Source organism: Pseudomonas sp. JBR1, from assembly GCF_028198185.1.
Lineage (GTDB): Bacteria > Pseudomonadota > Gammaproteobacteria > Pseudomonadales > Pseudomonadaceae > Chryseomonas > Chryseomonas oryzihabitans_E.
The window spans coordinates 1,613,509-1,636,723 of record NZ_CP116340.1; the positions used below are offsets into that span (position 1 = coordinate 1,613,509).

A 23,215-nucleotide genomic window follows, 5' to 3' on the forward strand; every position below is an offset into this window, starting at 1 on the left:
AAAGGTAAACCCGTATCATAGCCCAACCCGTCAAGTCCCGGCGAAACCCTTGAGGCCCTCGCCGGGTCTGGATGCTGTCCCCCTTAGCTACGGATTCGCTGCCATGATCAAGCTGCACACCAACCACGGCGTCATCACCCTGGAACTGTTCGAGGACAAGGCGCCCGAAACCGCGGCCAACTTCAAGGAATACGTCAAGAGCGGTCACTACGACGGCACCATCTTCCACCGTGTGATCAGCAACTTCATGGTCCAGGGCGGTGGTTTCGAGCCGGGCATGAAGCAGAAGCCGACCCGCGCCCCGATCAAGAACGAGGCCAACAACGGCGTTTCCAACGAGATCGGCACCGTCGCCATGGCTCGTACCATGGATCCGCATTCCGCCTCGGCGCAGTTCTTCATCAACGTGTCCGACAACACCTTCCTCAACCACACCGCGCCTACCAGCCAGGGCTGGGGCTATGCAGTGTTCGGCAAGGTCGTCGAGGGCATGGACGTGGTCAACGCCATCAAGGCCGTCGCCACCACCAGCAAGGCCGGTCACCAGGACGTGCCGAGCGAAGACGTGATCATCGAAAAGGCCGAGATCGTCGAGTGATTTTACTGGTCTCCGACCTGCATCTCGAACCGCAACGCCCGGACCTGGTCCGGGCGTTTTTGCATTTCCTCCAGAACCGCGCCCGCGGTGCCGAGGCGCTGTACATCCTTGGAGATCTGTTCGAGGCCTGGATCGGCGATGACGCCATGGGTCCCTTCGAGCAGGAGATCGCCACCGCCCTGCGCCAGCTGGCGGACAGCGGCACGGCCGTCTACCTGATGCATGGCAATCGCGACTTCCTCATCGGCAAGGCCTTCTGCCGCCAGGCCGGCTGCCGCCTGCTGCCGGATCGCCATATCGCCGACTTCCACGGCCGCCGGGTGCTGCTGATGCATGGTGATACCCTCTGCACCCGTGACGAGGGCTACCAGAAGCTGCGCCGCATCCTGCGTAATCCCCTCACCCTCTTCGTGCTGCGCCACCTGCCCCTGGCCAGCCGCCAGAAGCTGGCGCGCAAGCTGCGCAGCGAAAGTCGCCAGCAGACCCGGGCCAAGGCCATGGACATCACCGATGTCACCGAGGCCGAGGTCGAGCGAGAGATGCGCGCTGCCCGGGTGACGGCGCTGATCCACGGCCATACCCACAGGCCCGCTCGCCATGAGCTGCTGCTCAATGGCCAGCCGGCCGAACGTATCGTGCTGGGGGACTGGGACCGCCGAGGCTGGGTGCTGGAAGCCAGCCAAGCGGGCCTGACCCAGGTCGATTTCGCTCTCGACGAACGGTAATGGCGCGGCCAGGCATGCCTGGCTTTCTTGCAGCAATTACCTGATCAGCAAGGCAATTTTGCTTGGCTACCCGGTCGCGGCCACTCCGGCTGCGACCGATCGTCACATGACCGCTACAGAAATCCGCGCAGGCGACCGATGACGAGGGTGTAAGGAGATGTAACCCTTTTCGCGGAGACGCCCATGCAACTCGATACCCTCTTTGCCCAGCTGCACAACCTGCCCAACGTCCCCGAAGTGGCGCAGGTCCTGATCCAGCAGTTCGACGACCCCAACACCAGCATCGAAACCCTGTCGCGCACCGTGGCGCGTGACCCGGTCATTGCCGCCAAGGTACTGCGCCTGGCCAACTCGGCGCGTTTCCGTGGCGCCCGCGAATCTACCAGTATCGAAGACGCTGCCCTGCGCCTGGGCTTCAACACCCTGCGCACCCTGGTGTTGGCCTCGGCCTTCGCCAGCGGCTTCAAGGCCGCGCCTGGCTTCGACCTGCAGGCCTTCTGGTACAACAGTTTTCTGGTCGCCAGCCTGTGCAAGCCACTGGCCAAGCAGGCCGGCCTGGACCAGGAAACCGCCTTCACTTGCGGCATGCTGCATGACATTGGCGAATTGCTGATCCAGAGCGGCGCGCCCGAACTGGCACCGAGCCTGGCCGGTCGCGCGACCGCCAGCAGCCACCGCGCCGCCGACGAGACCCTGCAACTGGGCTTCGGCTATCCGGAAGTCGGTGCGGAACTGGCCCGCCGCTGGCAGCTGCCCCAGGTACTGCGCGACGCCATCGCCTTCCAGGCGCGTCCGCTGCAGGCGCCCGAGGGCAAGGGCTATGCACTGATCGTGGCCCAGGCAGTGGCCGTGGCCGAGGTCCTTCACGAGAACGCCGGTGACAGCAAGGTGCAGGACCTGGGCGGCCCGCTGTTCGCCAGCATCGACCTGGAACAGCTCACCGCCGTACTGCCAAGCGCCCGGGATACCGCGGCAAGCTTCAGTCAGGCCGCCTGAATTCCTGGCGCCTGGCCGAATCGCAGGCAAGAAAAAACCCCTGGAGCTTGGCTCTCAGGGGTTCTCTCAGATCTGGCGGTGAGGGAGGGATTCGAACCCTCGATAAGATTTCTCCTATACACACTTTCCAGGCGTGCTCCTTCAACCGCTCGGACACCTCACCAGATTTGCTCGGCATCTGCATCTGCATCACCGAGGCGCGCAACTATAGGCAAAGACGATTTCGATGGCAAGCTTTTTCTTCAATCTATTCATGCATTTGCACGACGCACTGGCGCGAGGGGGTCGTAAGCACCGTTCACAGGATGACCGGCCGGTCGCTGTTGCTAGCCCGCCCGCCTGTCAGGCGTCCGACCAATGGTAGCGTCGTAACCAATTCACTAATCGCCTGAAAGCAAAGGAGAAATATTGCAAGACGACACTTTTGATAACCAGTTGGTCGTTACCTGCCACAAAACTGAAATTTATGTTCTATAGCTACTGGATAGTGCTTAAGTCCGCGGGAATCAGTAGCTACATGCCGCTGTTGCGCAAGCGCTACGCGCTGAAGACGTAAAGGCTCTAAACAGCTAACAATAAAGGCCCCGAGTCATGTTCAAGAATCCCGTCCCCAAGTGGCGTCAGGCGAGCTTCGTATTTATCGTTACCACCGTGGTGTTGGTCATACCCAACCTCTCGCGGTTCTTTGGCTGATCTCCCAGGACCACCGTTCGCGGGTGCGTCCCTTCGCCCAGCCCTTGCATGAGGCCTGGACGCCGGGTTCATTGCATCCCCGAAGCGCCGGCTACTGGCCTGCATCCGAATGAATCTTGGCTGGACCATCGGTACCAGCGGCAGCCCTAACGGCACGTCGCTGCGGATGACAAGAAGACAGCGCGCCGCGCACGCCATCGCTAGCAGGCAATCGAGCATTGGCTTGTCTTACCTGTTCACACCGATCTGGCGAGCAGACCTATCGTGGACGACACCTGTGCCATTGCCGTGAGACTGCTCTATGGCAGCGCAAAAAAGACGAAGGTGGCCCCTGGCCGCCTCCGCGTTTGTTGCAGGCACCTTGATCACTGCTGTTGCTGCACCTGCTGCAGCGGCTCGACCAGCACCCTGGCTTCCATCTGTTCTACCCCACCACCTCGGCGCATGCCCCGTACCGGACAGGCATCGAGGTAGTCCAGGCCTATGGCCAGGCGCAGGTGGCGCTCCGGCCGGATCAGGCGATTGGTGACGTCATAGCTGTACCAGGCACCTTCATGCCAGGCTTCGGCCCAGGCATGGCTGGAGAGGTGCGCGCTGTCGTCGGTGCATAGATAGCCGGACACGTAGCGCGCCGGAATGCCCAGACTGCGGGCGCAGGCCAGGAAGGCATGGGCATGGTCCTGGCAGACGCCAGCGCCCTTGGCGAAAGCCTGGGCGGCGTTGCCATCCACCTCGGTGGAACCAGGTAGATAGGTCATGCGCTCGTGTAGTCGCTCCATGAGCTGGATCAGCGTGGCGCGATCCCGGCGACCGTCGCAGATGTCACGGGCGAAGGCCGTCAGGGCCTCGTCGGCGTCCGTCAGGCGGGTCTGACGCAGGAAGGGAAAGGGTGAGGCCTGGCAGGGCTCGGATTCGAAGCCCTCGTCGATTTCCACCTGACCACTGGCGGTGATGGTGATGGCGTCATGCGGGGTGTCCAGGGTCAGGACATGCAGGATGTTGCCGAAGGGATCGCGCTGTGCCCGCGCCGGGCGCGGCAACGACAGTTCCCAGCCGAGGATTCGCTGACGCGCGTCATCCTGGGGCGTGAGCCGCAGGTACTGGATGCTGGCGCGAACCTGGTCGGCGTAGCGATACAGCGTTTCGTGATGGATCGCGAGCCTCATACGGCCTCCAGATAAGCGGTGTTGATGGCGCTGGCGAGCTGGCGGACATGGACGATGAAGCCGCCGATCCAGGCATGCAGCCCTTCGTCCAGCACCTCGTCGATGCTGGTATAGCGCAGCCGCGCCTCCAGGCCGGCGGCCAGGCGCTTGGCCTCGCGGCCGTTCTCGCCGGGCAGGCTGGCCAGCACCCGGTGCAGTTCGATCACGCAGGCCAGCAGCGAGCGTGGCAGGTCTTCCTGCAACAACAGCAACTCGGCACCGTTGCGCACATTGAGGGCATCGCGATAGAGCTCGGTGTAGGCCTCGAAGGCGCTCAGGGCGCGCAAGAGCGCACTCCACTGATAGAAGCCGCGGGCGGAGGCGTCGCTGATGGCTTCGGCCTCCTCCTCGCCCAGTACCTGGTAGCGGGCGTCGAGCATGCGCAGCGTGTTGTCGGCGCGCTCGACGAAGGTACCCAGGCGGATGAAACGATAGGCGTCGTTTCTCATGATGGTGCCGACGGTGGCCCCACGGAACAGGTGGGACCGCTCCTTGACCCATTCGCAGAAGCGGCTGATGCCGAAGCGGATCAGGCCGGTGACGGCGATCTCGCGCATCTCCAGCCAGGTGGCGTTGACGTTCTCCCACATGTCGGCGGTGATGCGCCCACGCACCGCGTGGGCATTGCTGCGCGCGGCCTGCAGACAGCAATAGATGCTGCCGGGATTGCGCTCGTCCAGGGCGAAGAAGTGCAGGAGGCGCTCGGGGTGCAGGGCCCCGTGTTTTTCCCGGTAGTCATCCAGGGTGCCGGTGATGAGCAGTGGCATGGCCAGTTCATCCAGGCCTCCGCCCTGCCCGCTCTGCGGCATCATCGACAGCGAATAGCTCACGTCCAGCATCCGCGCGAGATTCTCGGCGCGCTCAAGGTTGCGGGACATCCAGTACAGATCGGCAGCGGTACGACTCAACATGGTGGGGTCGCCTTTCAAAGGTCCTTGCGGGGCCGCCGTGGCGGCCACTGTTCTGTGGCGATCTAGTCCTGGACCACCCAGGTGTCCTTGGTGCCGCCGCCTTGGGAGGAATTCACCACCAGCGAGCCTTCCCGCAGCGCGACCCGGGTCAGGCCGCCGGGCACCAGACGCGTCTTGCGCCCGGACAGCACGAAGGGCCGCAGGTCGATGTGCCGCGGCGCGATGCCGCTTTCGACGAAGGTCGGACAGGTGGACAGCGACAGGGTCGGTTGGGCGATGTAGGCGCTGGGATTGGCCTTGAGCCGCGCGCGAAAGGCTTCGATCTCCATGCTGCTGGCGGTGGGACCGACCAGCATGCCGTAGCCGCCGGAGCCATGGACTTCCTTGACGACCAGCTCGGGCAGATTGGCCAGCACATGGGACAGCTCGTCCGGCTTGCGGCACTGCCAGGTGGGCACGTTGTAGAGGATGGGTTCCTCACTGAGATAGAAGCGAATCATCTCCGGCACATAGGGATAGATCGACTTGTCGTCAGCGACCCCGGTGCCGATGGCATTGGCCAGGATGACGTTACCGGCGCGATAGGCGGCCAGCAGGCCCGGCACGCCAAGCATGGAGTCCGGATTGAAGGCCAGGGGATCGAGGAAGGCATCGTCGAGACGTCGGTAGATGACATCGACCTTTCGGAAGCCCGACGTGGTACGCATGAACACCTGTTCGTCGCGCACCAGCAAGTCGGCCCCCTCCACCAGCTCCACGCCCATCTCACGAGCCAGGAAGGCATGTTCGAAGTAGGCGCTGTTGAAACGGCCTGGTGTGAGGACCACCACCGTGGGGTTATTGACCGGGGTGGAGCTGCGCAAGGTATCGAGCAGGATGTTCGGATAGTGGTCGATGGGCGCGATGCGCTCCAGGGTGAACAGCTCGGGAAACAACCGCATCATCATCTTGCGGTTTTCGAGCATGTAGGACACCCCGCTCGGAGTGCGTAGGTTGTCTTCCAGCACGTAGTAGGCACCATCGCCGTCGCGGACCAGATCGACACCGGCGATATGGGCATAGATGCCGTTGGGCAGATCCAGCCCCTGCATGGCCAGCTGGTACTGGTCGTTGGCCAGCACCTGCTCGGCCGGAATGACCCCGGCCTTGATAATGCGCTGGTCATGATAGAGGTCATGGAGAAACATGTTCAGCGCCTGGACCCGCTGAATGCAGCCGCGCTCGATGATCTGCCATTCGCTGGCGGGAATCGCCCGCGGCAGGGCGTCGAAGGGAATCAGACGTTCCGTGCCCTGCTCGTCCCCATAGAGGGTGAAGGTGATACCCGCGCGATGGAACAGCAGGTCGGCTTCGCGGCGGCGCTGGGCTAGGAGTTCAGGGGGTGTTTCCTTCAGCCACTGGGCATAGCGACCATAGTGCGGTCGGCATTGCGCCTGGACGTCGTACATCTCGTTATACAGTTGGCGGCTCATGCCGATCTCCTTGTCACCCACGGTGCAGCGTCGCAAGCCGCGTGCCACCGTAAGGGCCCTCAAGATCAGGCCCTCGCGTAGCTGCGAGGCGCGCGGTGCACCAAAGCCAGGCACGTAAGCGTGCGCATGCACCGCAACGTTTCCGTCATGAGCCTAAGACGGTGCGCCAGGCGGAAAGTGCGATGATTGAGGGGCGCGACGGTTACCGGAGATGAGACGGGCATCCCGTCCGGGATGCCGCCTCGCAACGCGTGGGATCAGGCGGGGCTGCGGTTGACTTCCTGGGTGACGCCCCAGCCATCGAGCTGCCCGCCGAGAGGTACCACCACGGCCTCGAGATCGCTTTCGAAATCATCGATGGTGGCGTGGGTAGCGAACATCACCTTGCTGACCTGCAGGTGCCAGCCGCCCTCTTCGTGGGGCACCACCTGGGCGTTGAGGGACTCGCCGTGAAACTGGTCCGCAGCGATGCGGGCCTTGCCTTCATCGGCGAAGATGGCGAAGAAGTCGATGGGATGAAAGCGGGCAAAATCGAAGCCGCCCTCTTTCATACGCTGCAGCAGGTTCAAGCTCACATCATCGGCAAACGACAAGGACATAGGACTTCCCTCCTCTGGTTCGGATGATCGTCTCGCTGGCCATCGCTACCGACGCCAGCGAGTCGCGGCTGAGAACTCGAACGGTGCCGCGACCGCCAGGGCTTACGCCTTGCCGATGGCCTCCAGCACGTATCGAGGTAGAGCAAAGGCAGCGGCATGCAGCTCCGGGGTGTAATAACGGGTCTGGATGCCTGTATCACTGTAGCGTTGCGCCAGGGTTTCGGCACTCTGCCGACGCAAGGTCGGGTCCTTGCTACCCCAGGCCAGGGTCATGACGCCCCCTATGTAGGTAGGCACCGCCGACAGATAAAAGTGCCAATCGGCGAACAGCCCGGACAGGCGGCTGGCGGTGGTCTTGACCTCGTCCAGCTGCAGGAACGGGGTACCGTTCTGCGCGACCATCACACCGTTGTCGTTCAGGCAGCGGTGGCAGGCCTCATAGAAATTCTCGGAAAAGAGCACCTCGGCCGGGCCGATGGGGTCGGTGGAATCGGAGATGATGACGTCATAGCGCTCGGTGGTGTTGGCGACGAAATTCATGCCATCGTCGATCACCAGATTCAGGCGCGGATCGTCGAAGGCGCCCGCCGAATGGCCGGGGAAGTATTCCTTGCACATCTCCACCACCGAGCCGTCGATCTCGACCATGGTGATGTGCTCGACGCCCTGATGCTTGGCCACTTCACGCAGGATGCCGCCGTCACCACCGCCGATGATGAGCACCCGCCGCGGGGCCGGATGGGCGAGCAGGGGCACCTGGGTCAGCATCTCGTGATAGATGAATTCATCGGCCTCGGTGGTCTGGATGACGCCATCCAGGGCCATGACCTTGCCCAGCACCGCGTTCTCGAAGATCACCAGGTGCTGATGCTCGGTCCGCACCTCGTGGAGCAGGCGCTGGACGGTGAACCGCTGACCGTAGCCGTCGTAGAGGGTTTCCAGGTAGTCGCTCATGTCGATCTCCGCAGGTAGCTGGCCGAGACAGACAATGCCCGACCAAAAGCCGGGCATTGTAAGAGCTGGATGTGACAGGCTCCAGCGTTGCGCTGACTAGCCTTTATGGGTAGGCGCGGTGGCCGATCGATTGCCGCGCGGACCGGCGGCGGCCCAGGCGATCAGGCCGATCACCGGCAGTACGATGATGAGCACCGTCCAGACGATCTTGGCGTTGCTGGTGCTGTCACTGCGGATCACATTGACGATTGCCCAGATGTCGAGCAGGAAGACGATGAAGCCCAGTACACCGCCGATGGTGGAATTGATCATGTCGCGACTCCCGTTGCGAGGACAAAGGTCTCGTCAATTGGGACTGGCGATGAGGGCGTGGAGTTCGGCCGGCTCGCTTGGCAGCGGCGCCGGCCGTGAGCCTCAACCGAAGGCGGTGAGATCGATGTCGGCGAAGGACGTAACGCAAGGATGATCGCCCAGCTGTCCGCCGGCACGCACCAGGCCACAGGTGGGCAGACCGGCCTGCCGCGCGGCATCCAGCTCTTCCACCACGTCGGACAGGAACAGCAGTTCCGCCGGCACGTGGGTGGTAGCCGAAGCGATGCGCGCATAGGACTCGGCCTCGCGCTTGCCGCCGGTCAGGGTATCGAAATACCCGGAAAACAGCGGAGTGAGATCACCATGCTCGGAGCAGCCGAAGATCAGCTTCTGCGCCTGCACCGAGCCCGAGGAATAGACGTACAGTGGAATACCGGCAGCGTGCCACTGGCGCAGGGCCTGGACGGCGTCGGGATAGACGTGCCCCTGGAGCGTGCCAGCGCGATAGCCCTCCTCCCACACCTGGCCCTGCAGCGCCTTGAGCGGCGTGGCCTTGCGGTCGCTGGCGAGCCACTCCAGCAGGATGACGATCACTCGCTCCACATCGGCATCCAGCTCGCCGGCTTCGGCGCGCACGGCGTCGAGCTGTTCGGCTACTGCCGGCTCCCCGGCATGGGCACGGACATGGGCCGGCAGATGCTCGCGGGCATAGGGAAAGAGCACGTCGAAGACGAAGCTGACGGCGCTGGTCGTGCCTTCTATGTCGGTCAGGATGCCCTTGATGGTCACGCCTCGACCTCCAGGCGCGGGAAGCGCTGGGCGATGTCCACGCCGGTGAAGTGGGCGACCCAGCCGTCGGGATTGTCGAACAGGCGGATGGCGACGAAGGACGGCGACTCGCTCATGTCGAACCAATGCGGCGTGCCGGCCGGCACCGAGATGAGGTCATCCTTCTCGCAGAGTACGGCATAGACCTGGTCGTCGATGTGCAGGGTGAAGAGGCCCTGACCGGCGACGAAGAAGCGCACCTCGTCCTCGTTGTGACGGTGCTCTTCGAGGAACTTGGCACGCAATGCCTCCCTCTGCGGGTGCTCCGGGCTCATGCTGATGACGTCGACGGTCTGGTAGCCGCGCTCCTGGATCAGGCGGTCGATCTCCGGCCGGTAGGCGGCGATCACCTCCTCCTGGCTGGCACCGGGCGCCACCGGTGCGCTGGCCTGCCAGCGCTCGAAACGCACCCCGACCTCGGCCAGGGTGGCGGCGATGTGTTCGCCATCGCTGATCACCTTCAGCGGCTGGCGGGGTTCGGCATCATGGTAGACGGTCAGTCGGCTCATGGGCGCAGGCTCCGGGTCTTGAGTTCGCATTCGAAGAGGAATTCGAAGGCTTCCACGTGGCGCAAGGCATCGGCCATGCGCGGACCCCAAGTATAGAGGCCGTGTCCGCGGATCAGGTACCCCACGCAGTCGGGGTGCACGTCCAGCCAGGTCTGCACCTGGTCGGCCAGGCGCGGGATGTCCTGGTCGTTATCGAACACCGGGATCTCCACCCTGACGTCATGGGTGGTGACGCCGTGCAGGGCTTTTTGCAGCTCATAGCCATCCAGCAGCAGACGATCGCCTTGGAGCTGGCGCGAGAGCACCGTCGAGTTCACCGAATGGGTATGCAGCACCGCGCCGATCTCCGGCTGCCAGCGGTAGAGCTGGGTATGCAGCGCCGTCTCCGCGGAAGGCTTCTTGTCCTCCAGCGGGGTACCGTCGAGATCCGTGGCGAGGATGTCGTCCAGCTCCAGTTGACCCTTGTGCTTGCCGGAGACGGTCAGCAGCAGGCGGCTGTCGGACAGCCGTACCGAGTAGTTGCTACTGGTGGCCGGCGACCAGCCGCGGCCATAGAGGAAGCGACCGGCGTCGATGATTTCCTGGGCCAGTTGCTCACGCTGCTGGATCATGGAGGGTTCTCCTAGGTTCTGTACGAAAAGTCGCCGAGCGACGGTCAGGCGAGGCGCAACGACCAACGGGAGTAACAGCCAACGGCTGGCCCAGAGGGTGAGCGCCAGCGAATCAAAACGCTGAGGAAGCGGAGTTTACGAGAGGTAAATGAGCATTGCGACCGGGCTGGCGATCCAGGTGTTTTTCAACGAAGCATCACCGAGCGCAGGCACTTTTCGTACTGGACCTAACGGACAAGAGGATGAGGAAGGCCCCTGCCAATGCCGCCAAGGAGGCACCGGCAAAGGCGGCAAGGGCGCCGGATACCTGCCAGGCATAGCCAGCATACAGCGCGCCCAGCGCGCCGCCAGCCCCGGAAAGTGCCGCGTAGAGCGATTGGGCCTGGCCCTGGCGGCGGCGGTCGAAATGGGATTGGACGAACTGAATGGCGGCGGCGTGGAAGCAGGCGAAGGTGGCCGCATGCAGGAGCTGGGCGAACAATAGCACTGGCAACTGGTCCGCCAGGGCGCCCAGCAGCAGCCAGCGCCCGGCAGCGATCAGGAAGGCGCCGACCAGCAGGGTGGTCAGGGCGATCCGCGCCAGCAGCTGGGGCATGAACAGGAAGATCAGCACCTCGGTGATCACCCCCAGGGACCAGAGCTGGCCAATGACGCCGCGGCCATAGCCAAGGGCTTCCAGGTGCAGGGTGAAGACCGTGTAGTAGGGCCCGTGGGACAGCTGCATCAGCGCCGCGGCAGCGAAGAAGGCCAGTACCCGTGGTTGCCGCAGGGTGGTCAGGAAGGGCTCGGCCGGCGCCTCTGGGCGCTGGCCGGGATCCACCGCCACCCCGGGCACCGCCAGCGAGGCGAGCAGGATGATCGCCATCACCAGCAGCAGATAGGCCGGATAGAGATCCAGGCTGACGTATTCGAAGGCCCAGCCGAGTCCGGCCACCGCGGCGATGAAACCCACCGAGCCCCAGAGGCGGATACGCGCATAGCGCTGGGGCTGGTCACGCAGATGGGCCAGGGTGATGGCTTCGAACTGGGGCAGCACGGCGTGCCAGAAGAAGGCATGGCCCGCCATGATCAGCGCCAGCCAGGCGAACCCCTGGCCCAGGTAGATGCCGGAGAAACACAGCAGGGTGCAGGCGGCGCCCAGGCGGACGATGCTCAACCGGCGCCCGGTACGATCGGCCAGCCAGCCCCAGAGATTGGGCGCCAGCACCCGCATCAGCATGGGAATGGCCACCAATTGGCCGATGGCGGTGCCGGAAAAGCCCAGGTGGTGGAAGTACAGCCCCAGGTAGGGCGCCGTGGCACCCAGCAAGGCGAAGTAGGCGAAGTAGAAGCCTGACAGTCGCCAATAGGGAACCGGCATCGTCTGCCCGGTGCCTGGCGCGCGTTCAGGATCTCGCGAGCTAGAGGCAAACAAGGCGAAAATGCCTGAGGAAGCGGAGTTTACAAAAGGTAAATGAGCATTCCGAAGGCATTTTCAACGCCGTTTGGCCGACGCGCAGCTGATCATGAACAGGTGCTCAGAGCTGGGGCAGGACGGGCGTGGAGACCCGCACCTCGGCGTTCTGCGCGCGATGGCGCAGGAGGTGATCCATCAACACCAGGGCCATCATGGCTTCGGCGATGGGAGTGGCGCGGATGCCCACACAGGGATCGTGGCGACCCTTGGTGATGAGTTCGACCGGATTGCCGTGGACGTCGATGGAGCGTCCCGAGGTGGTGATACTGGAGGTGGGCTTGAGCGCCAGATGGGCAACGATGGGCTGGCCGGACGAGATGCCGCCCAGCACGCCACCGGCGTTGTTGGACAGGAAGCCTTCCGGGGTCAGCTCGTCACGGTGCTCGGTACCGCGTTGGGCGACGCTGGCGAAGCCGGCGCCGATTTCCACGCCCTTGACCGCGTTGACGCTCATCAGCGCATAGGCCAGTTCGGCGTCGAGGCGGTCGAAGATGGGCTCGCCCAGACCGGGTGGCACGCCGTCGGCGACCACGGTGATGCGCGCACCCACCGAGTCCTGGTCGCGACGCAGCTGATCCATGTAGGCCTCCAGCTCCGGCACCTTGGCGGGGTCGGGGCTGAAGAAAGCGTTCTCTTCCACGCTATCCCAGGTCTTGAAGGGGATCTCGATCGGACCCAGCTGGCTCATGTAGCCGCGCACCCGGATGCCCTGGGTCGCCAGGTACTTCTTGGCGATGGCACCGGCCGCCACACGCATGGCGGTTTCCCGCGCCGAGCTGCGACCGCCGCCGCGGTAGTCGCGCAGGCCATATTTATGGTGGTAGGCGTAATCGGCGTGGGCCGGGCGGAACAGGTCCTTGATCGCCGAGTAGTCCTTGGACTTCTGGTCGGTGTTGCGGATCAGCAGACCAATCGGCGTGCCGGTAGTGACCCCTTCGAAGACCCCGGACAGGATCTCCACCTCGTCCGCTTCCTGGCGCTGGGTGGTGTGGCGGCTGGTGCCGGGCTTGCGCCGATCCAGGTCGCGCTGCAGGTCGGCGGTGTCCAGGGGCAGTCCGGGTGGGCAACCGTCGACGATGGCGACCAGCGCCGGGCCATGGCTTTCGCCGGCGGTGGTGACGGTAAACAGCGTGCCGAGGGTATTGCCGGACATGCGAGGGCTCCGCGCTACGGGTGAAAGGTATAGATTCAAAATGGGAATGGGCGATTTTACACGCGCCGTGGTCTTTTACACGGATTGTGTGCGGGATAGGCCCCCACACCCCAGCCTTCGGTGCCCTCCTCGTCATGCGTCTGCTGTTCTCCCTGCTGCTGTGCCTCGCCCTGCCCGCCCTGGCCAAGGCCGCCGACCCCGTGCTCTTTCGTCCCCTCCAGCTCGACACCGGCAGCGGCGTGCTCAAGGGCAGCCTGATCCTGCCCCGCAGCGAGCGTCCGCAACCGGTGGTGCTCTTCGTTTCCGGCTCGGGCCCCCTCGACCGCAATGGCAACGCCCCCGGCGCCCGCAATGCCGCCCTGCAGCGCCTGGCCGAGGCCCTCGGCAAGCGGCGGATCGCCAGCGTGCGCTTCGACAAGCGCGGCGTGGCGGAGAGCCGCAGCGCCGAGCCGGACGAGAGCCATTTGAGCGTAGAGCGCTATGTCGACGATCTGGTCGGCTGGATCCGGCTGCTGCGCGCCGATCCGCGCTTTTCCGAGGTGATCCTGCTCGGTCACAGCGAAGGCGCCCTGATCGCCAGCTTGGCCGCCGACCGGGTGCCGGTCGCGGGCGTGGTGACCCTGGCCGGCAGCGGCCGCCCGATCGACGTGGTGCTGCGCGAGCAGCTGGCGGGCAAGCTGTCGCCCGCGGCCCTGGCCAGCGCCCAGTGGATCATCGACCAGTTGCTGCGCGGCACGCCGGTACCCGGGGTGCCGAAGGAGCTGCTGGTGCTGTTCCGCCCCAGCGTCCAACCCTATCTGATCTCGCTGTTCCGCCAGGATCCGGCCGAGGCCTTTGCCGGCATCCAGGCACCGGCGCTGATCATCCAGGGCACCCACGATGTCCAGGTGGAGGTCGATGACGCCCGGGCGCTGCACCGGGCCAAGCCGGATGCCGAACTGGCGATCATTCCCGGGATGAACCACGTGCTGCGCATCGCCCCAGCGGACTTCCAGGCGCAACTGCCCACCTACGACAATCCCAACCTGCCCCTGGCCCGCGAGTTGATCGAGCGCGTAGCCGCCTTTGTCCAGCGCTCAGGTTCCCCGCACACCGGCCGATAAGCCGTAAAGGCGCCCAGGAGGCGCGCCAGCTGGAGCCTGCCCGTGGAAACCCCTGACCAAGAATCGCCGGCCGTCGAGGCTGCCCCCCATGAGCCCCATCCCTGGGCCAGCCTGCCGCCCGAGCGTTTCCAGCTGCTGCGGCTGATGCCCCAGCCGGCGGATCGCCGAGTCGGTGCACGCCCTCTGCGCTTCGTGCAACTCGGCCTCGTCGAGCGCCATGGCGAGGAGGAAAGCCTGCTGCGGCTGACGGTGCAGATTCCCGGGCAACTGTTGCACCGGGAGGTCAACGTGCTGGAGGTCTGGGTCGACCATCGCCTCGGCGAAATCCGCCTGGGCCCCGAGCGGGGTCTGCAAGTCGAACCGGAAGAACGCGGCCTGGGACGCTTCCTGCTGGCCCGAGCGGCCGCCTGGGCGCGCCTGCGCTGGAACCACTACCGGGTACAGGACCTGCCCCTGGCGCGCCGCGACGCCCTCGACGAAGACAGCCGCAAGCGCCGCGACCACGTGCTCAGTGCCCAGGGCTTCACCGTCGAGACGGCCGCGGACGACGAGCGCCAGCAGCTCTGCCGGGCGGCACGGGTCAGCCAGCTGCGCGAGGACTGGAATGCCGACAAGGTGCAGCTGCTGTCGCTGCTGGACGGCGCCACCCTGCTGGAACAGTGCGATCGGGTGATCGACGAGCGTGACGCTAGCCTGAGGCAGCTGGAGGACCGCATCGCCCTCTATCGCCGCGATGACATCTCGCTGCGTTTCGCCATCGGCTGCCTGGCGGTGTTCTGCCTGTTCCAGGCCGCGCTGCTGATCTGGATGGCCCTGCGCTAGGTGGCAGGCCCGGACGACCTATCGGCAGCGCCCAGGCGCCACCCCTCGCCAGAGGCTTGCTCCCCCCGTGGACCCTGCTAACGTAGCCACCCGTTCGCATCCATCCGCTCGGAGTGCCCGCTGTTCATGGTCTCGCCTCTTTCCTTTCGCCGGCGCGCGCCTCTGCGCCTCGCTACCCTCGGCCTGTTGACCGCCCTTGCCGGTTGCCAGTACTTCGCCGAGGAGCAGCCGACTCGCAATCAGCCGCAACTCAAGGGCAGCCTGCCCCTGCGCGGCCTGGCGCAGACCGCTTCGGTGCGCCGTAACGCCGATGGCCAACCGTTGATCGAGACCACCACCTTCCACGACGCCCTCTTCGCCCTCGGCTATGTTCACGCCAGCGAACGCCTGGCGCAGATGGTCGAGCTGCGCCTGCTGGCCCAGGGCCGACTGGCCGAAGCCTATGGTGACAGCCGGCTGGATACCGACCGGTTCATGCGCGCGGTCGATCTGCGCAAGGCTGCCCAGGTGGCTTACAGCAACGCCTCGCCGCGTATGAAGACCTTTTTCGAGGTCTATGCCCGGGGCGTCAATGCCTACCTCTATCGCGCCAGCGAGCGAGTCGAGTTGGATGGCCACGAGTACCGCACCGAGTACTGGAAGCCGGAAGACAGTGCCCTGCTCTTCGAACTGCTGAACTTCGCCCAGGCAGTGGACCTGCGCAAGGAGACCGCCGCGCTGGCACTGGCCGCCCAGGTCGGCCCCGAGCGCCTCGCCTGGCTGCTGCCCACCTATCCGGACGAACCCCTTCCCGAGGAGGAGACGGCCAAGCTGCGTGGCTTGAATCTGCGGGGCCAGTTGCCCGGCCTCGACGCCCTGCTGGACGTCCAGCGCCAGCTGGCTCAACTGGCGCCCTTCGGTGGCCCGACCGGTACCGCCTGGGCGGCCACTCCGGGCCACACCCGCAGCGGCCGCAGCCTGCTCGGGGTGGACAAGGTCAGCGCCTTCAATGGCCAGTCGCCCTTCACCCTGGTGACCCTGAGAGCGCCCCGTTTCGAAGCCGTGGGCACCACCCTGCCCGGCCTGCCGCTGCTGCTCGATGGCTACAACGGCAAGCTGGCCTGGGGCGCCGCGACCCTGATGGGCGACAGCCAGGACCTCTACCTCGAGCGCCTGCAACGCCAGGGCGGTCGCCTGCAGGTGCAGAGCGGCGGCCAGTGGCAACCCGCCGGCGAACGGGTGGAAACCTTCTTCGTGCGCGGCGAGAAACCGCGTCGCGAAACCCTTTACACCAGCCCGCGTGGCCCCCTGCTGAATCTGGAGCTGGCGCCGGACGCCAACGGCTATGGCCTGGCCTTGCGTAGCAGCCGTCTGGAAGCCGACAAGAGCCTGGACGCCCTCTTCGACCTGTCCCGCGCCAAGGACGTGGAGCGCGCCTTCGAACTGGCCCGCGAGCTGCGCGCCAGTGACTGGAACCTGGTGTTCGCCGATGCCGAGCACATCGGCTGGCAGGTGACCGGGCGCTACCCCAATCGCCGCAGCGGCCTGGGGCTGCTGCCCTCGCCCGGCTGGGACGAGCGTTACGCCTGGGACGGCTACGCCGATCCCATGCTGCACCCCTATGATCAGGACCCGGCCCAGGGCTGGCTGGGCGCCGCCAACCAGCGTGTGGTGCCGCGCGGCTACGGCATGCAGCTGTCCAGCAACTGGTCGGGCCCCGAGCGCCAGGAGCGCCTGGCGCAACTGGCCGGGCGCTCGGCGCGCCTGGACAGCCGCGACGCCATGGCGCTACAGCAGGACCAGACCACCACCCTCGCCGCCAAGCTGAAGACGCAGCTCGATGCCCCCGGCTTCGCCGCCCCGCTGCGCCAGGCCATCGCGGCGCTACCCGCTGCCCAGCGCCAGGCGGCGGAAGAAGCCCTGCGGCGTCTGCAGGGCTTCGACGGTCGCCTGGCCGCCGGCTCCGCCGATGCGGCGCTCTACGAGGCCTTCTTGCAGGTTTTGGCCGAACAGACCTTCGCCGATGAACTGGGTGGCACCAGGAGCAAGGCCTGGCAGGCCTTCACCACCCTTAGCGACACCGGCTACAACGCCATCGTCGATCACCTCCTGGCCCGCGACGACAGCCCCTATTGGGATGACGTCAGCACGCCCACTCGCGAAGACAAGCCGGCGATCTTCGCCCGCGCCCTGGCCAGAGCCATCGCGACCTGCGAGGCCAAACTGGGCAGCGATCGCGCCGCCTGGCAGTGGGGCCGCCTGCATCGTCTAGACGGCAATGCGAGCGGTGGTGACGGCTCGACCCTGGACCTGACCGCCAGCCATTGGGGCGGTAACGATCAGGTCTGGCTGGCACCCGCACTTCGCCTAGTGGTGGACTTCGGCCTGGCCGAACCCCTGCAGGCGAGTCAGGCCGGCACCCTGGGCAAGGGGTGGGCCCGCGGGCAGTACCAGAGCCTGCCGCTACAGCCGCAGAATCTGGAGCGCGTCTATGGGCGCGACCGCCTGCTGTTGATTCCGCAGAAGTAGACTTCTCCACCGGCAACCCGCGACTTGGCGCGGGTTTTGCCCCTTCCCTGGCAGACCTCAGCCGGCGTCGCTTCCTTCCACCGCGCCGCGGACCGCTGCAGAGGCGCGGTCCCGCAGGTGCCTGGCAATGGAAGCGCCCGGTGATGGTGCCGTGCCTGTCACCACAATGGTGCAGGCCCTAGTCGAGACGTCCATAGCGGTGCACAGAAAGGTGCCCTGGCGTCCGTCAGCTGCCGGAGACACCATGCCTGCCCAGTTTCCTCCTCACGCCGCGCATCTCTGGGTCGCGGGTTCGGATGCCCCGGAAAAGCCCGAGCTCAATCTGGGCTTTCTCCCGCTGAGCGACGCCGCCTCGCTAATCGTGGCGGCGACCCAGGGCTTTGGCGAGCCACACGGCCTGACCCTGAACCTGCACCGCCAGCCATCCTGGTCGGCCCTGCGCGACAACCTGCTCAACGGCCACCTCGACGCCGCCCACTGCCTCTATGGCCTGGTCTATGGTATGCACCTTGGGCTGGGCGGCACTCCCGCCACCAACATGGCGGTGCTGATGGGTCTCGCGCAGAATGGCCAGAGCCTCAACCTGGCGCGCAGCCTGACCCGGGAAGGGGTTCAGGACACGGCCTCGCTGGTCGAGCGGATCCGCCAGCCGGGCACCAGCCCCCTGACCCTGGCGCACACCTTTCCCACCGGAACCCACATTTTCTGGCTCTACTACTGGCTGGCTGCCCAGGGCATTCATCCGCTACGGGACGTGCGCACCGCGTTGGTGCCGCCACCGCAGATGCCCGAGCACCTGGCCGCCGGCCGGGTCGATGGCTTCTGCGTCGGCGAGCCCTGGGGCGCCGCCGCCGTCGCACGCGGCCAGGGTTTCACCTTGACCACCACCCAGGCGATCTGGCCGGACCACCCGGAAAAGGTGCTGGCCTGCACCGGCCGCTTCGCCGAGCGCTATCCCAATACGGCCCGGGCGCTGATCCGCACCCTGCTCGATGCCAGCCGCTTCATCGAGGAAAGTCGTGAGAACCGCCTCGGCACCGCCCAGCTGATCAGCGATGCCGCCTACGTGAACGCCGATCCGGCGTTGCTGGCCGGACGCTTCCTCGGCCACTACGAAGATGGCCTCGACCGCCGCTGGGAGGACGAACATCCCCTGGCCTTCCATCGCCAGGGCGCGGTCAACCCGCCCTATCTCTCCGACGGCCTCTGGTTTCTCACCCAGTTCCGCCGCTGGGGCCTGCTGCGCGAGGACCCGGACTACTTGGCCATCGCCGAGGCCGTGCAATGCACCGAGCTGTACCGCGAGGCTGCCACCGAGTTCGGTCTGGCGGTACCGCCGCCCCGGCGCAGCAGCACCCTGTTCGACGGTCGCACCTGGGACGGCAGCGATCCAGCCGGTTACGCCCGCAGCTTCGCCATCCACGCGCTCAGCGATCACTAGGGAGAACGACCTTGCGCATTCTGCTCATCGACGACACCCCAAAGCAGGTCGGCCGCCTGAAGAGCGCGCTGATCGAAGCCGGTTTCGAGGTCATCGAGGAATCCGGCCTGACCATCGACCTGCCGGCGCGCATCGAGACGCTACGGCCGGACGTCATCCTGTTCGACACCCAGTCACCCGGTCGCGACGTCATGGAACAGGTCTGTCTGGTGACCCGCGACCAGCCGCGCCCCATCGTCATGTTCACCGACGAACACGACCCGGCGGTGATGCGCCGGGCCATCCAGTCCGGGGTAAGCGCCTATATCGTGGAGGGCATCCAGACCAGTCGCCTGCAGGCCATCATCGACGTCGCCCGCGCCCGCTTCGAGACCGACCAGGCGCTGCGCGCCGAACTCCAGGCCCGCGAGCAGCAGTTGCTGGAGCGCAAGAAGGTCGACCAGGCCAAGGGCCTGCTGATGAAGATGCGCGGCTGCAGCGAGGACGAGGCCTATACCCTGATGCGCCGCCAGGCCATGAGCAAGCAGCAGAAGCTGATCCAGGTGGCCGACCAGATCATCGCCATGAGCGAATTGCTGGGCTGAACCGGCGCCAGGGGCAGAACTCTGGAAATAGTCTGGCACCGATTTGTGTGGCAATATCCGCGCCCCCTGGATATCCACGCTCGAAAAGGACTTCTGTCATGAGCTCGCTGCAAGCTGAAATGCTGGTCGAACAAAAGGTCGCCAATGCGCGCAAATCCACCGGCGCCGCCTACCTGATCTGGTTCTTTCTCGGCATGCTCGGCGGTCATCGCTTTTACCTCGGCCGCACCGGCACCGCCGCCATTATGCTGGTGCTCTCGCTGCTCGGCTGGGTTACCTTCTTCATCCCCTGGATCATCCTGGGTATCTGGTGCCTGATCGACGCCTTCCTCATCCCTGGCATGATCCAGCAGCATCAGGACAAGGCACGCCAGCAGGCGCGGCTGGAAGTGGCGGCGCTGCAGACGAGCAACGCGCTCTGAGCCGTTCCGGGGCGCTTCGCCACCCGACAGCACCCCGCTGATTTTTTCCTCGACAAGCGCAGCGGCCTGCGGCTACTGTCCGCTGCAGGTCACCTCCTGTGACCCACGTCGCTCGGACGGTTCCGGGCGCTTACGTACTTCGAGGAACGCATGACTGATTCCAGTCCCGTGCGCCGCTTTGCGCGCATCGATCGCCTGCCCCCCTACGTCTTCAACATCACCGCCGAACTCAAGATGGCCGCGCGCCGTCGGGGTGAGGACATCATCGACCTGTCCATGGGCAATCCCGACGGCCCTACCCCGCCGCACATCGTCGAGAAGCTCTGCCAGGTCGCCCAGCGCGAAGACACCCACGGCTATTCCAGCTCCAAGGGCATTCCCCGCCTGCGCCGCGCCATCTCCCACTGGTACCGCGACCGCTACCAAGTGGAGATAGATGCCGACAGCGAAGCCATCGTCACCATCGGCTCCAAGGAAGGTCTGGCGCACCTGATGCTGGCGACCCTGGATGCCGGCGACACCGTACTGGTGCCCAACCCCAGCTACCCGATCCACATCTATGGCGCGGTGATCGCCGGGGCACAGGTGCGCTCGGTGCCCCTGGTGCAGGGCATGGACTTCTTCGCCGAACTGGAAAGAGCCATTCGCGAGAGCATTCCCAAGCCGAAGATGATGATTCTCGGTTTCCCCTCCAACCCCACCGCCCAATGCGTGGAGCTGGACTTCTTCGAGCGCGTGGTGGAGTTGGCCAAGCGCTACAACGTGCTGGTGGTGCATGACCTGGCCTATGCCGACATCGTCTTCGACGGCTGGCAGGCGCCCTCCATCATGCAGGTGCCCGGGGCCAAGGACATCGCGGTGGAATTCTTCACCTTGTCCAAGAGCTACAACATGGCCGGCTGGCGGATCGGCTTCATGGTCGGCAATCCCGAGCTGGTCGCCGCCCTGGCGCGGATCAAGAGCTACCACGACTATGGCACCTTCACCCCACTGCAGGTGGCGGCCATCGCCGCCCTGGAAGGCGACCAGCAGTGCGTGCGCGACATCGCCCAGCAGTACCAGCAGCGTCGTGACGTGCTGGTGCGTGGCCTGCACGAAGCCGGCTGGATGGTGGAGATCCCTAAGGCCTCCATGTACGTCTGGGCCAAGATTCCCGAGCCCTACGCCCAGCTGGGCTCGCTGGAGTTCGCCAAGAAGCTGCTCGCCGAGGCCAAGGTCTGCGTCTCGCCAGGTCTGGGCTTCGGGGACTACGGCGACGACCACGTGCGCTTCGCGCTGATCGAGAACCAGGACCGCATCCGCCAGGCGGTGCGCGGCATCAAGCAGATGTTCCGCGCCGATGGCCTGCTGCCCAAGGTTGCCTCGCGTAAAACGGGGGTCGAACCGGCCTGAGTCCTCGCCGCGCCGTCGACCGGTGGCGCGGCGAATCCTTGCCGGTTCTGGTGTTCCAAGCTATAAGCGCCTAGTGCACCCTCGGGATATCGTCATGCTGAAAGGCCTGTTCAACCTGCTCAAATCGCCCTCCGCGGACGACCTCAAGCTGGCCGCGAGCATCAACAACTCCTACAAGTCCATGCGCGTGGTCGGCCGCGGCACCCTGCGCATCGACCCAGCGGAGGTCTTCGACTCCCCCGAATTCAAGGAAGACCTGGACCGCGCCCGGCGGCTCATCAACCGCTGATGTTCCTGCTGCTGCTCCTGCCGATCCTGGTCAGCGGTTTTCTCGTCTGCCACAAGCATCCACTGTACTTCTATCGCCTGCATCGCTACGAGGGCCAGTACCTCTATCTGCAGAGCGCCCGCTTCGGTCTGTTCTGCACCCTGCTCGCCGTGAGCCTGCACCTGGGCCTCGCCCAATTGCTGCAGGGGCGCAGCTGGTCATGGGGTGATCGGACCTTTTCCTTCGACTATTTCGCCGGTCTCGCCGAGTTGTTGCGCCGTACCGGTACCCTGGACGATCCGCTGCAGGCCGCCTGGATCCTGCTGGTGACGGTGACCGCCTTGCTGATCCCCACGGCCTGGGCAGCACTGGCTCGCTCGACCATCAAGCGCAAGTACGGCCTGACCGAGGACAATTACCGCACCTTTATCCTGGCCGGCATCCTCAAGGACAGTCCGCTGGACGATCTGCTGATGACCGCCTCGATCAACCGGGAGACGCTGATGCTGACCCTGGAAGAGCGCAAGGTGTACGTCGGTCGCATCACCACCCTGGGCGAGCCGAGCGAAACGGAAGGGGCCGACCAGGACGTCTGCATCAAGCCGATCATGAGCGGCTACCGCGACAAGGACAAACTCTGGGTGACCTTCACCACCCATTATGCGGACAAGGGCAAGGACATCTACCTGACGCTGAAACAGAGCCAGATCGTCTCGGCGACGCGCTTCGATTTCGACGCCTATGAAGCGTTTCGCTCAAGTGTCAGCCGCAATTGATAGGGTTTGACGACGCTTTCGCAGGGAACGTATGACTTTTTGGGCAGGTCCCATTTTGCAGGCGCGTTCACTGCCACGCGGTGACGCCCTTTCCTAACTGCCTAAGAAATCAGGAGCACGTCCATGACGCCCATGCTGAAGAAAGCCTCCAGCCTGTCCCTCGCCATCCTGCTGGCTGCCGGTGCCGGTCTGGCCCAGGCCGCTGACAAGCTGTCTCCGGCCGAATTCGTCGACGACGCCTCGGCCAAGGGCATCGCTGAGATCGAAGCAGGCAAGCTGGCCCTGGAAAAGAGCAAGTCCCAGGACATCAAGACCTTCGCCCAGAGCATGATCGACGACCACACCAAGGCCAACGAGCAGCTCAAGAGCCTGGCCCAGGAGAAGAAGCTGAAAGTCTCCACCGACGCCGAGCTGATGGACAAGGCCAAGGCCATGATCCTGCAGGTGCGTGACGACTCCTTCGACCGCTCCTACGCCAACAACCAGGTCGTCGCCCACGAGCAGACCATCGAGATCTTCCGCAATGAAGCCAAGACCAGCGATGACGCCGCGCTGAAGGCCTTCGCCGAGAAGACCCTGCCGACGCTGGAGCACCACCTGAAGGAAGCCAAGGCGCTGCAGACCAAGTACGCCAAGTAATAGCGTTATCCCGATAGAAAAGGCCGTGGCGAGTGATCGCCACGGCCTTTTTTTCGAGCCTATCGCGGCCATGGCCGCGATGGTGTGCGTGCCTTATGAAGTACACCTCCACAGGGCGCCAATAGAGGGCGACTTCTTGTAGCTACGCCCAATACTTGGGCGCCGGCTTGCCCCGATACCCATTCCGGATCCCGCCAAGGCCCGTGACTACCGGGCTCGCACGACTTGGCGTCGCTCT

General features: G+C 65.1%; 24 protein-coding genes and 1 tRNA gene. 13 read left to right on the forward strand and 12 right to left on the reverse strand.

The genetic code is table 11. From position 1 onward, the window contains the following. Positions 1-103: 103 nt before the first annotated feature. The 3 genes from PJ259_RS07455 (at position 104) to PJ259_RS07465 (ending at position 2,319) form a co-directional block, all read left to right on the forward strand. Positions 104-598, forward strand: a complete 495-nt coding sequence (locus tag PJ259_RS07455) for a peptidylprolyl isomerase (protein WP_059315422.1) — start codon at positions 104-106, stop codon at positions 596-598. Further along, positions 595-1,323, forward strand: coding sequence for a UDP-2,3-diacylglucosamine diphosphatase (gene lpxH / locus PJ259_RS07460; RefSeq protein ID WP_271655318.1), 729 nt, complete (start codon positions 595-597; stop codon positions 1,321-1,323). Before PJ259_RS07455 ends, lpxH begins: the two co-directional genes overlap by 4 nt. 183 nt (positions 1,324-1,506) lie before the next feature. Next, the gene (locus PJ259_RS07465) at positions 1,507-2,319 is read left to right on the forward strand and encodes an HDOD domain-containing protein (RefSeq protein WP_064308253.1); all 813 of its coding nucleotides are present in this window, start codon (positions 1,507-1,509) and stop codon (positions 2,317-2,319) included. Positions 2,320-2,392: 73 nt separating this feature from the next. Here PJ259_RS07465 and PJ259_RS07470 read toward each other — a convergent pair. From PJ259_RS07470 to aroC, 12 genes are all read right to left on the reverse strand, one after another. Continuing rightward, a tRNA-Ser gene (locus tag PJ259_RS07470) sits at positions 2,393-2,482 on the reverse strand. 895 nt (positions 2,483-3,377) lie between these two features. After that, complete coding sequence (locus PJ259_RS07475; RefSeq protein ID WP_059315425.1) at positions 3,378-4,178, reverse strand: transglutaminase family protein; 801 nt, start codon at positions 4,176-4,178, stop codon at positions 3,378-3,380. After that, positions 4,175-5,128, reverse strand: coding sequence for an alpha-E domain-containing protein (locus PJ259_RS07480; RefSeq protein ID WP_059315426.1), 954 nt, complete (start codon positions 5,126-5,128; stop codon positions 4,175-4,177). The genes PJ259_RS07475 and PJ259_RS07480 overlap by 4 nt, the downstream gene beginning before the upstream one ends. A 62-nt stretch (positions 5,129-5,190) precedes the next feature. Further along, on the reverse strand, positions 5,191-6,600 hold the full coding sequence (locus PJ259_RS07485) for a circularly permuted type 2 ATP-grasp protein (RefSeq protein WP_059315427.1): 1,410 nt from the start codon (positions 6,598-6,600) through the stop codon (positions 5,191-5,193). A 257-nt stretch (positions 6,601-6,857) separates the two neighbouring features. Beyond that, complete coding sequence (locus PJ259_RS07490) at positions 6,858-7,199, reverse strand: ribonuclease E inhibitor RraB (RefSeq protein WP_059315428.1); 342 nt, start codon at positions 7,197-7,199, stop codon at positions 6,858-6,860. Positions 7,200-7,301: 102 nt separating this feature from the next. Further along, complete coding sequence (speE, locus tag PJ259_RS07495) at positions 7,302-8,153, reverse strand: polyamine aminopropyltransferase (RefSeq protein ID WP_271655319.1); 852 nt, start codon at positions 8,151-8,153, stop codon at positions 7,302-7,304. A 96-nt stretch (positions 8,154-8,249) separates the two neighbouring features. Then, complete coding sequence (locus PJ259_RS07500) at positions 8,250-8,462, reverse strand: PLD nuclease N-terminal domain-containing protein (RefSeq protein WP_420480519.1); 213 nt, start codon at positions 8,460-8,462, stop codon at positions 8,250-8,252. A 105-nt stretch (positions 8,463-8,567) separates the two neighbouring features. Beyond that, positions 8,568-9,254: an acireductone synthase gene (mtnC, locus tag PJ259_RS07505; RefSeq protein WP_271655320.1), complete on the reverse strand. Its 687-nt coding sequence runs from the start codon at positions 9,252-9,254 to the stop codon at positions 8,568-8,570. Then, positions 9,251-9,802 (reverse strand): 1,2-dihydroxy-3-keto-5-methylthiopentene dioxygenase, encoded by a 552-nt coding sequence (locus tag PJ259_RS07510; protein ID WP_271655321.1) that lies wholly within the window; start codon positions 9,800-9,802, stop codon positions 9,251-9,253. Before PJ259_RS07510 ends, mtnC begins: the two co-directional genes overlap by 4 nt. After that, complete coding sequence (locus PJ259_RS07515) at positions 9,799-10,413, reverse strand: methylthioribulose 1-phosphate dehydratase (RefSeq protein WP_059315433.1); 615 nt, start codon at positions 10,411-10,413, stop codon at positions 9,799-9,801. The genes PJ259_RS07510 and PJ259_RS07515 overlap by 4 nt, the downstream gene beginning before the upstream one ends. Positions 10,414-10,609: 196 nt before the next feature. After that, the gene (locus tag PJ259_RS07520; protein WP_271655322.1) at positions 10,610-11,773 is read right to left on the reverse strand and encodes an MFS transporter; all 1,164 of its coding nucleotides are present in this window, start codon (positions 11,771-11,773) and stop codon (positions 10,610-10,612) included. A 157-nt stretch (positions 11,774-11,930) separates the two neighbouring features. Beyond that, on the reverse strand, positions 11,931-13,022 hold the full coding sequence (gene aroC, locus PJ259_RS07525) for a chorismate synthase (RefSeq protein WP_271655323.1): 1,092 nt from the start codon (positions 13,020-13,022) through the stop codon (positions 11,931-11,933). A 134-nt stretch (positions 13,023-13,156) separates the two neighbouring features. Between aroC and PJ259_RS07530 the strand changes: the two genes are divergently transcribed. The 10 genes from PJ259_RS07530 to PJ259_RS07575 all read left to right on the forward strand — a co-directional run bounded on the left by PJ259_RS07530 (position 13,157) and on the right by PJ259_RS07575 (position 22,977). Next, complete coding sequence (locus tag PJ259_RS07530; protein WP_271655324.1) at positions 13,157-14,125, forward strand: alpha/beta hydrolase; 969 nt, start codon at positions 13,157-13,159, stop codon at positions 14,123-14,125. A 42-nt stretch (positions 14,126-14,167) separates the two neighbouring features. Continuing rightward, on the forward strand, positions 14,168-14,947 hold the full coding sequence (locus PJ259_RS07535; RefSeq protein WP_271655325.1) for a hypothetical protein: 780 nt from the start codon (positions 14,168-14,170) through the stop codon (positions 14,945-14,947). 126 nt (positions 14,948-15,073) lie between these two features. Continuing rightward, positions 15,074-17,455: a penicillin acylase family protein gene (locus PJ259_RS07540; RefSeq protein ID WP_271655326.1), complete on the forward strand. Its 2,382-nt coding sequence runs from the start codon at positions 15,074-15,076 to the stop codon at positions 17,453-17,455. A 244-nt stretch (positions 17,456-17,699) separates the two neighbouring features. Then, the gene (locus PJ259_RS07545) at positions 17,700-18,896 is read left to right on the forward strand and encodes a CmpA/NrtA family ABC transporter substrate-binding protein (RefSeq protein WP_271655327.1); all 1,197 of its coding nucleotides are present in this window, start codon (positions 17,700-17,702) and stop codon (positions 18,894-18,896) included. Between the two features lie 11 nt (positions 18,897-18,907). Next, entirely contained in the window at positions 18,908-19,480 is a 573-nt protein-coding gene (locus PJ259_RS07550) for an ANTAR domain-containing response regulator (RefSeq protein WP_059315440.1), read from the forward strand. Positions 19,481-19,578: 98 nt separating this feature from the next. Then, entirely contained in the window at positions 19,579-19,902 is a 324-nt protein-coding gene (locus PJ259_RS07555) for a TM2 domain-containing protein (RefSeq protein ID WP_271655328.1), read from the forward strand. A gap of 150 nt (positions 19,903-20,052) precedes the next feature. Next, complete coding sequence (alaC, locus tag PJ259_RS07560) at positions 20,053-21,294, forward strand: alanine transaminase (protein ID WP_059315441.1); 1,242 nt, start codon at positions 20,053-20,055, stop codon at positions 21,292-21,294. A 94-nt stretch (positions 21,295-21,388) separates the two neighbouring features. Further along, on the forward strand, positions 21,389-21,583 hold the full coding sequence (locus PJ259_RS07565) for a hypothetical protein (RefSeq protein ID WP_017642174.1): 195 nt from the start codon (positions 21,389-21,391) through the stop codon (positions 21,581-21,583). Then, complete coding sequence (locus tag PJ259_RS07570) at positions 21,583-22,338, forward strand: hypothetical protein (RefSeq protein ID WP_271655329.1); 756 nt, start codon at positions 21,583-21,585, stop codon at positions 22,336-22,338. Before PJ259_RS07565 ends, PJ259_RS07570 begins: the two co-directional genes overlap by 1 nt. Positions 22,339-22,461: 123 nt before the next feature. Continuing rightward, positions 22,462-22,977, forward strand: a complete 516-nt coding sequence (locus PJ259_RS07575) for a DUF4142 domain-containing protein (RefSeq protein ID WP_271655330.1) — start codon at positions 22,462-22,464, stop codon at positions 22,975-22,977. Positions 22,978-23,215: the final 238 nt, after the last annotated feature.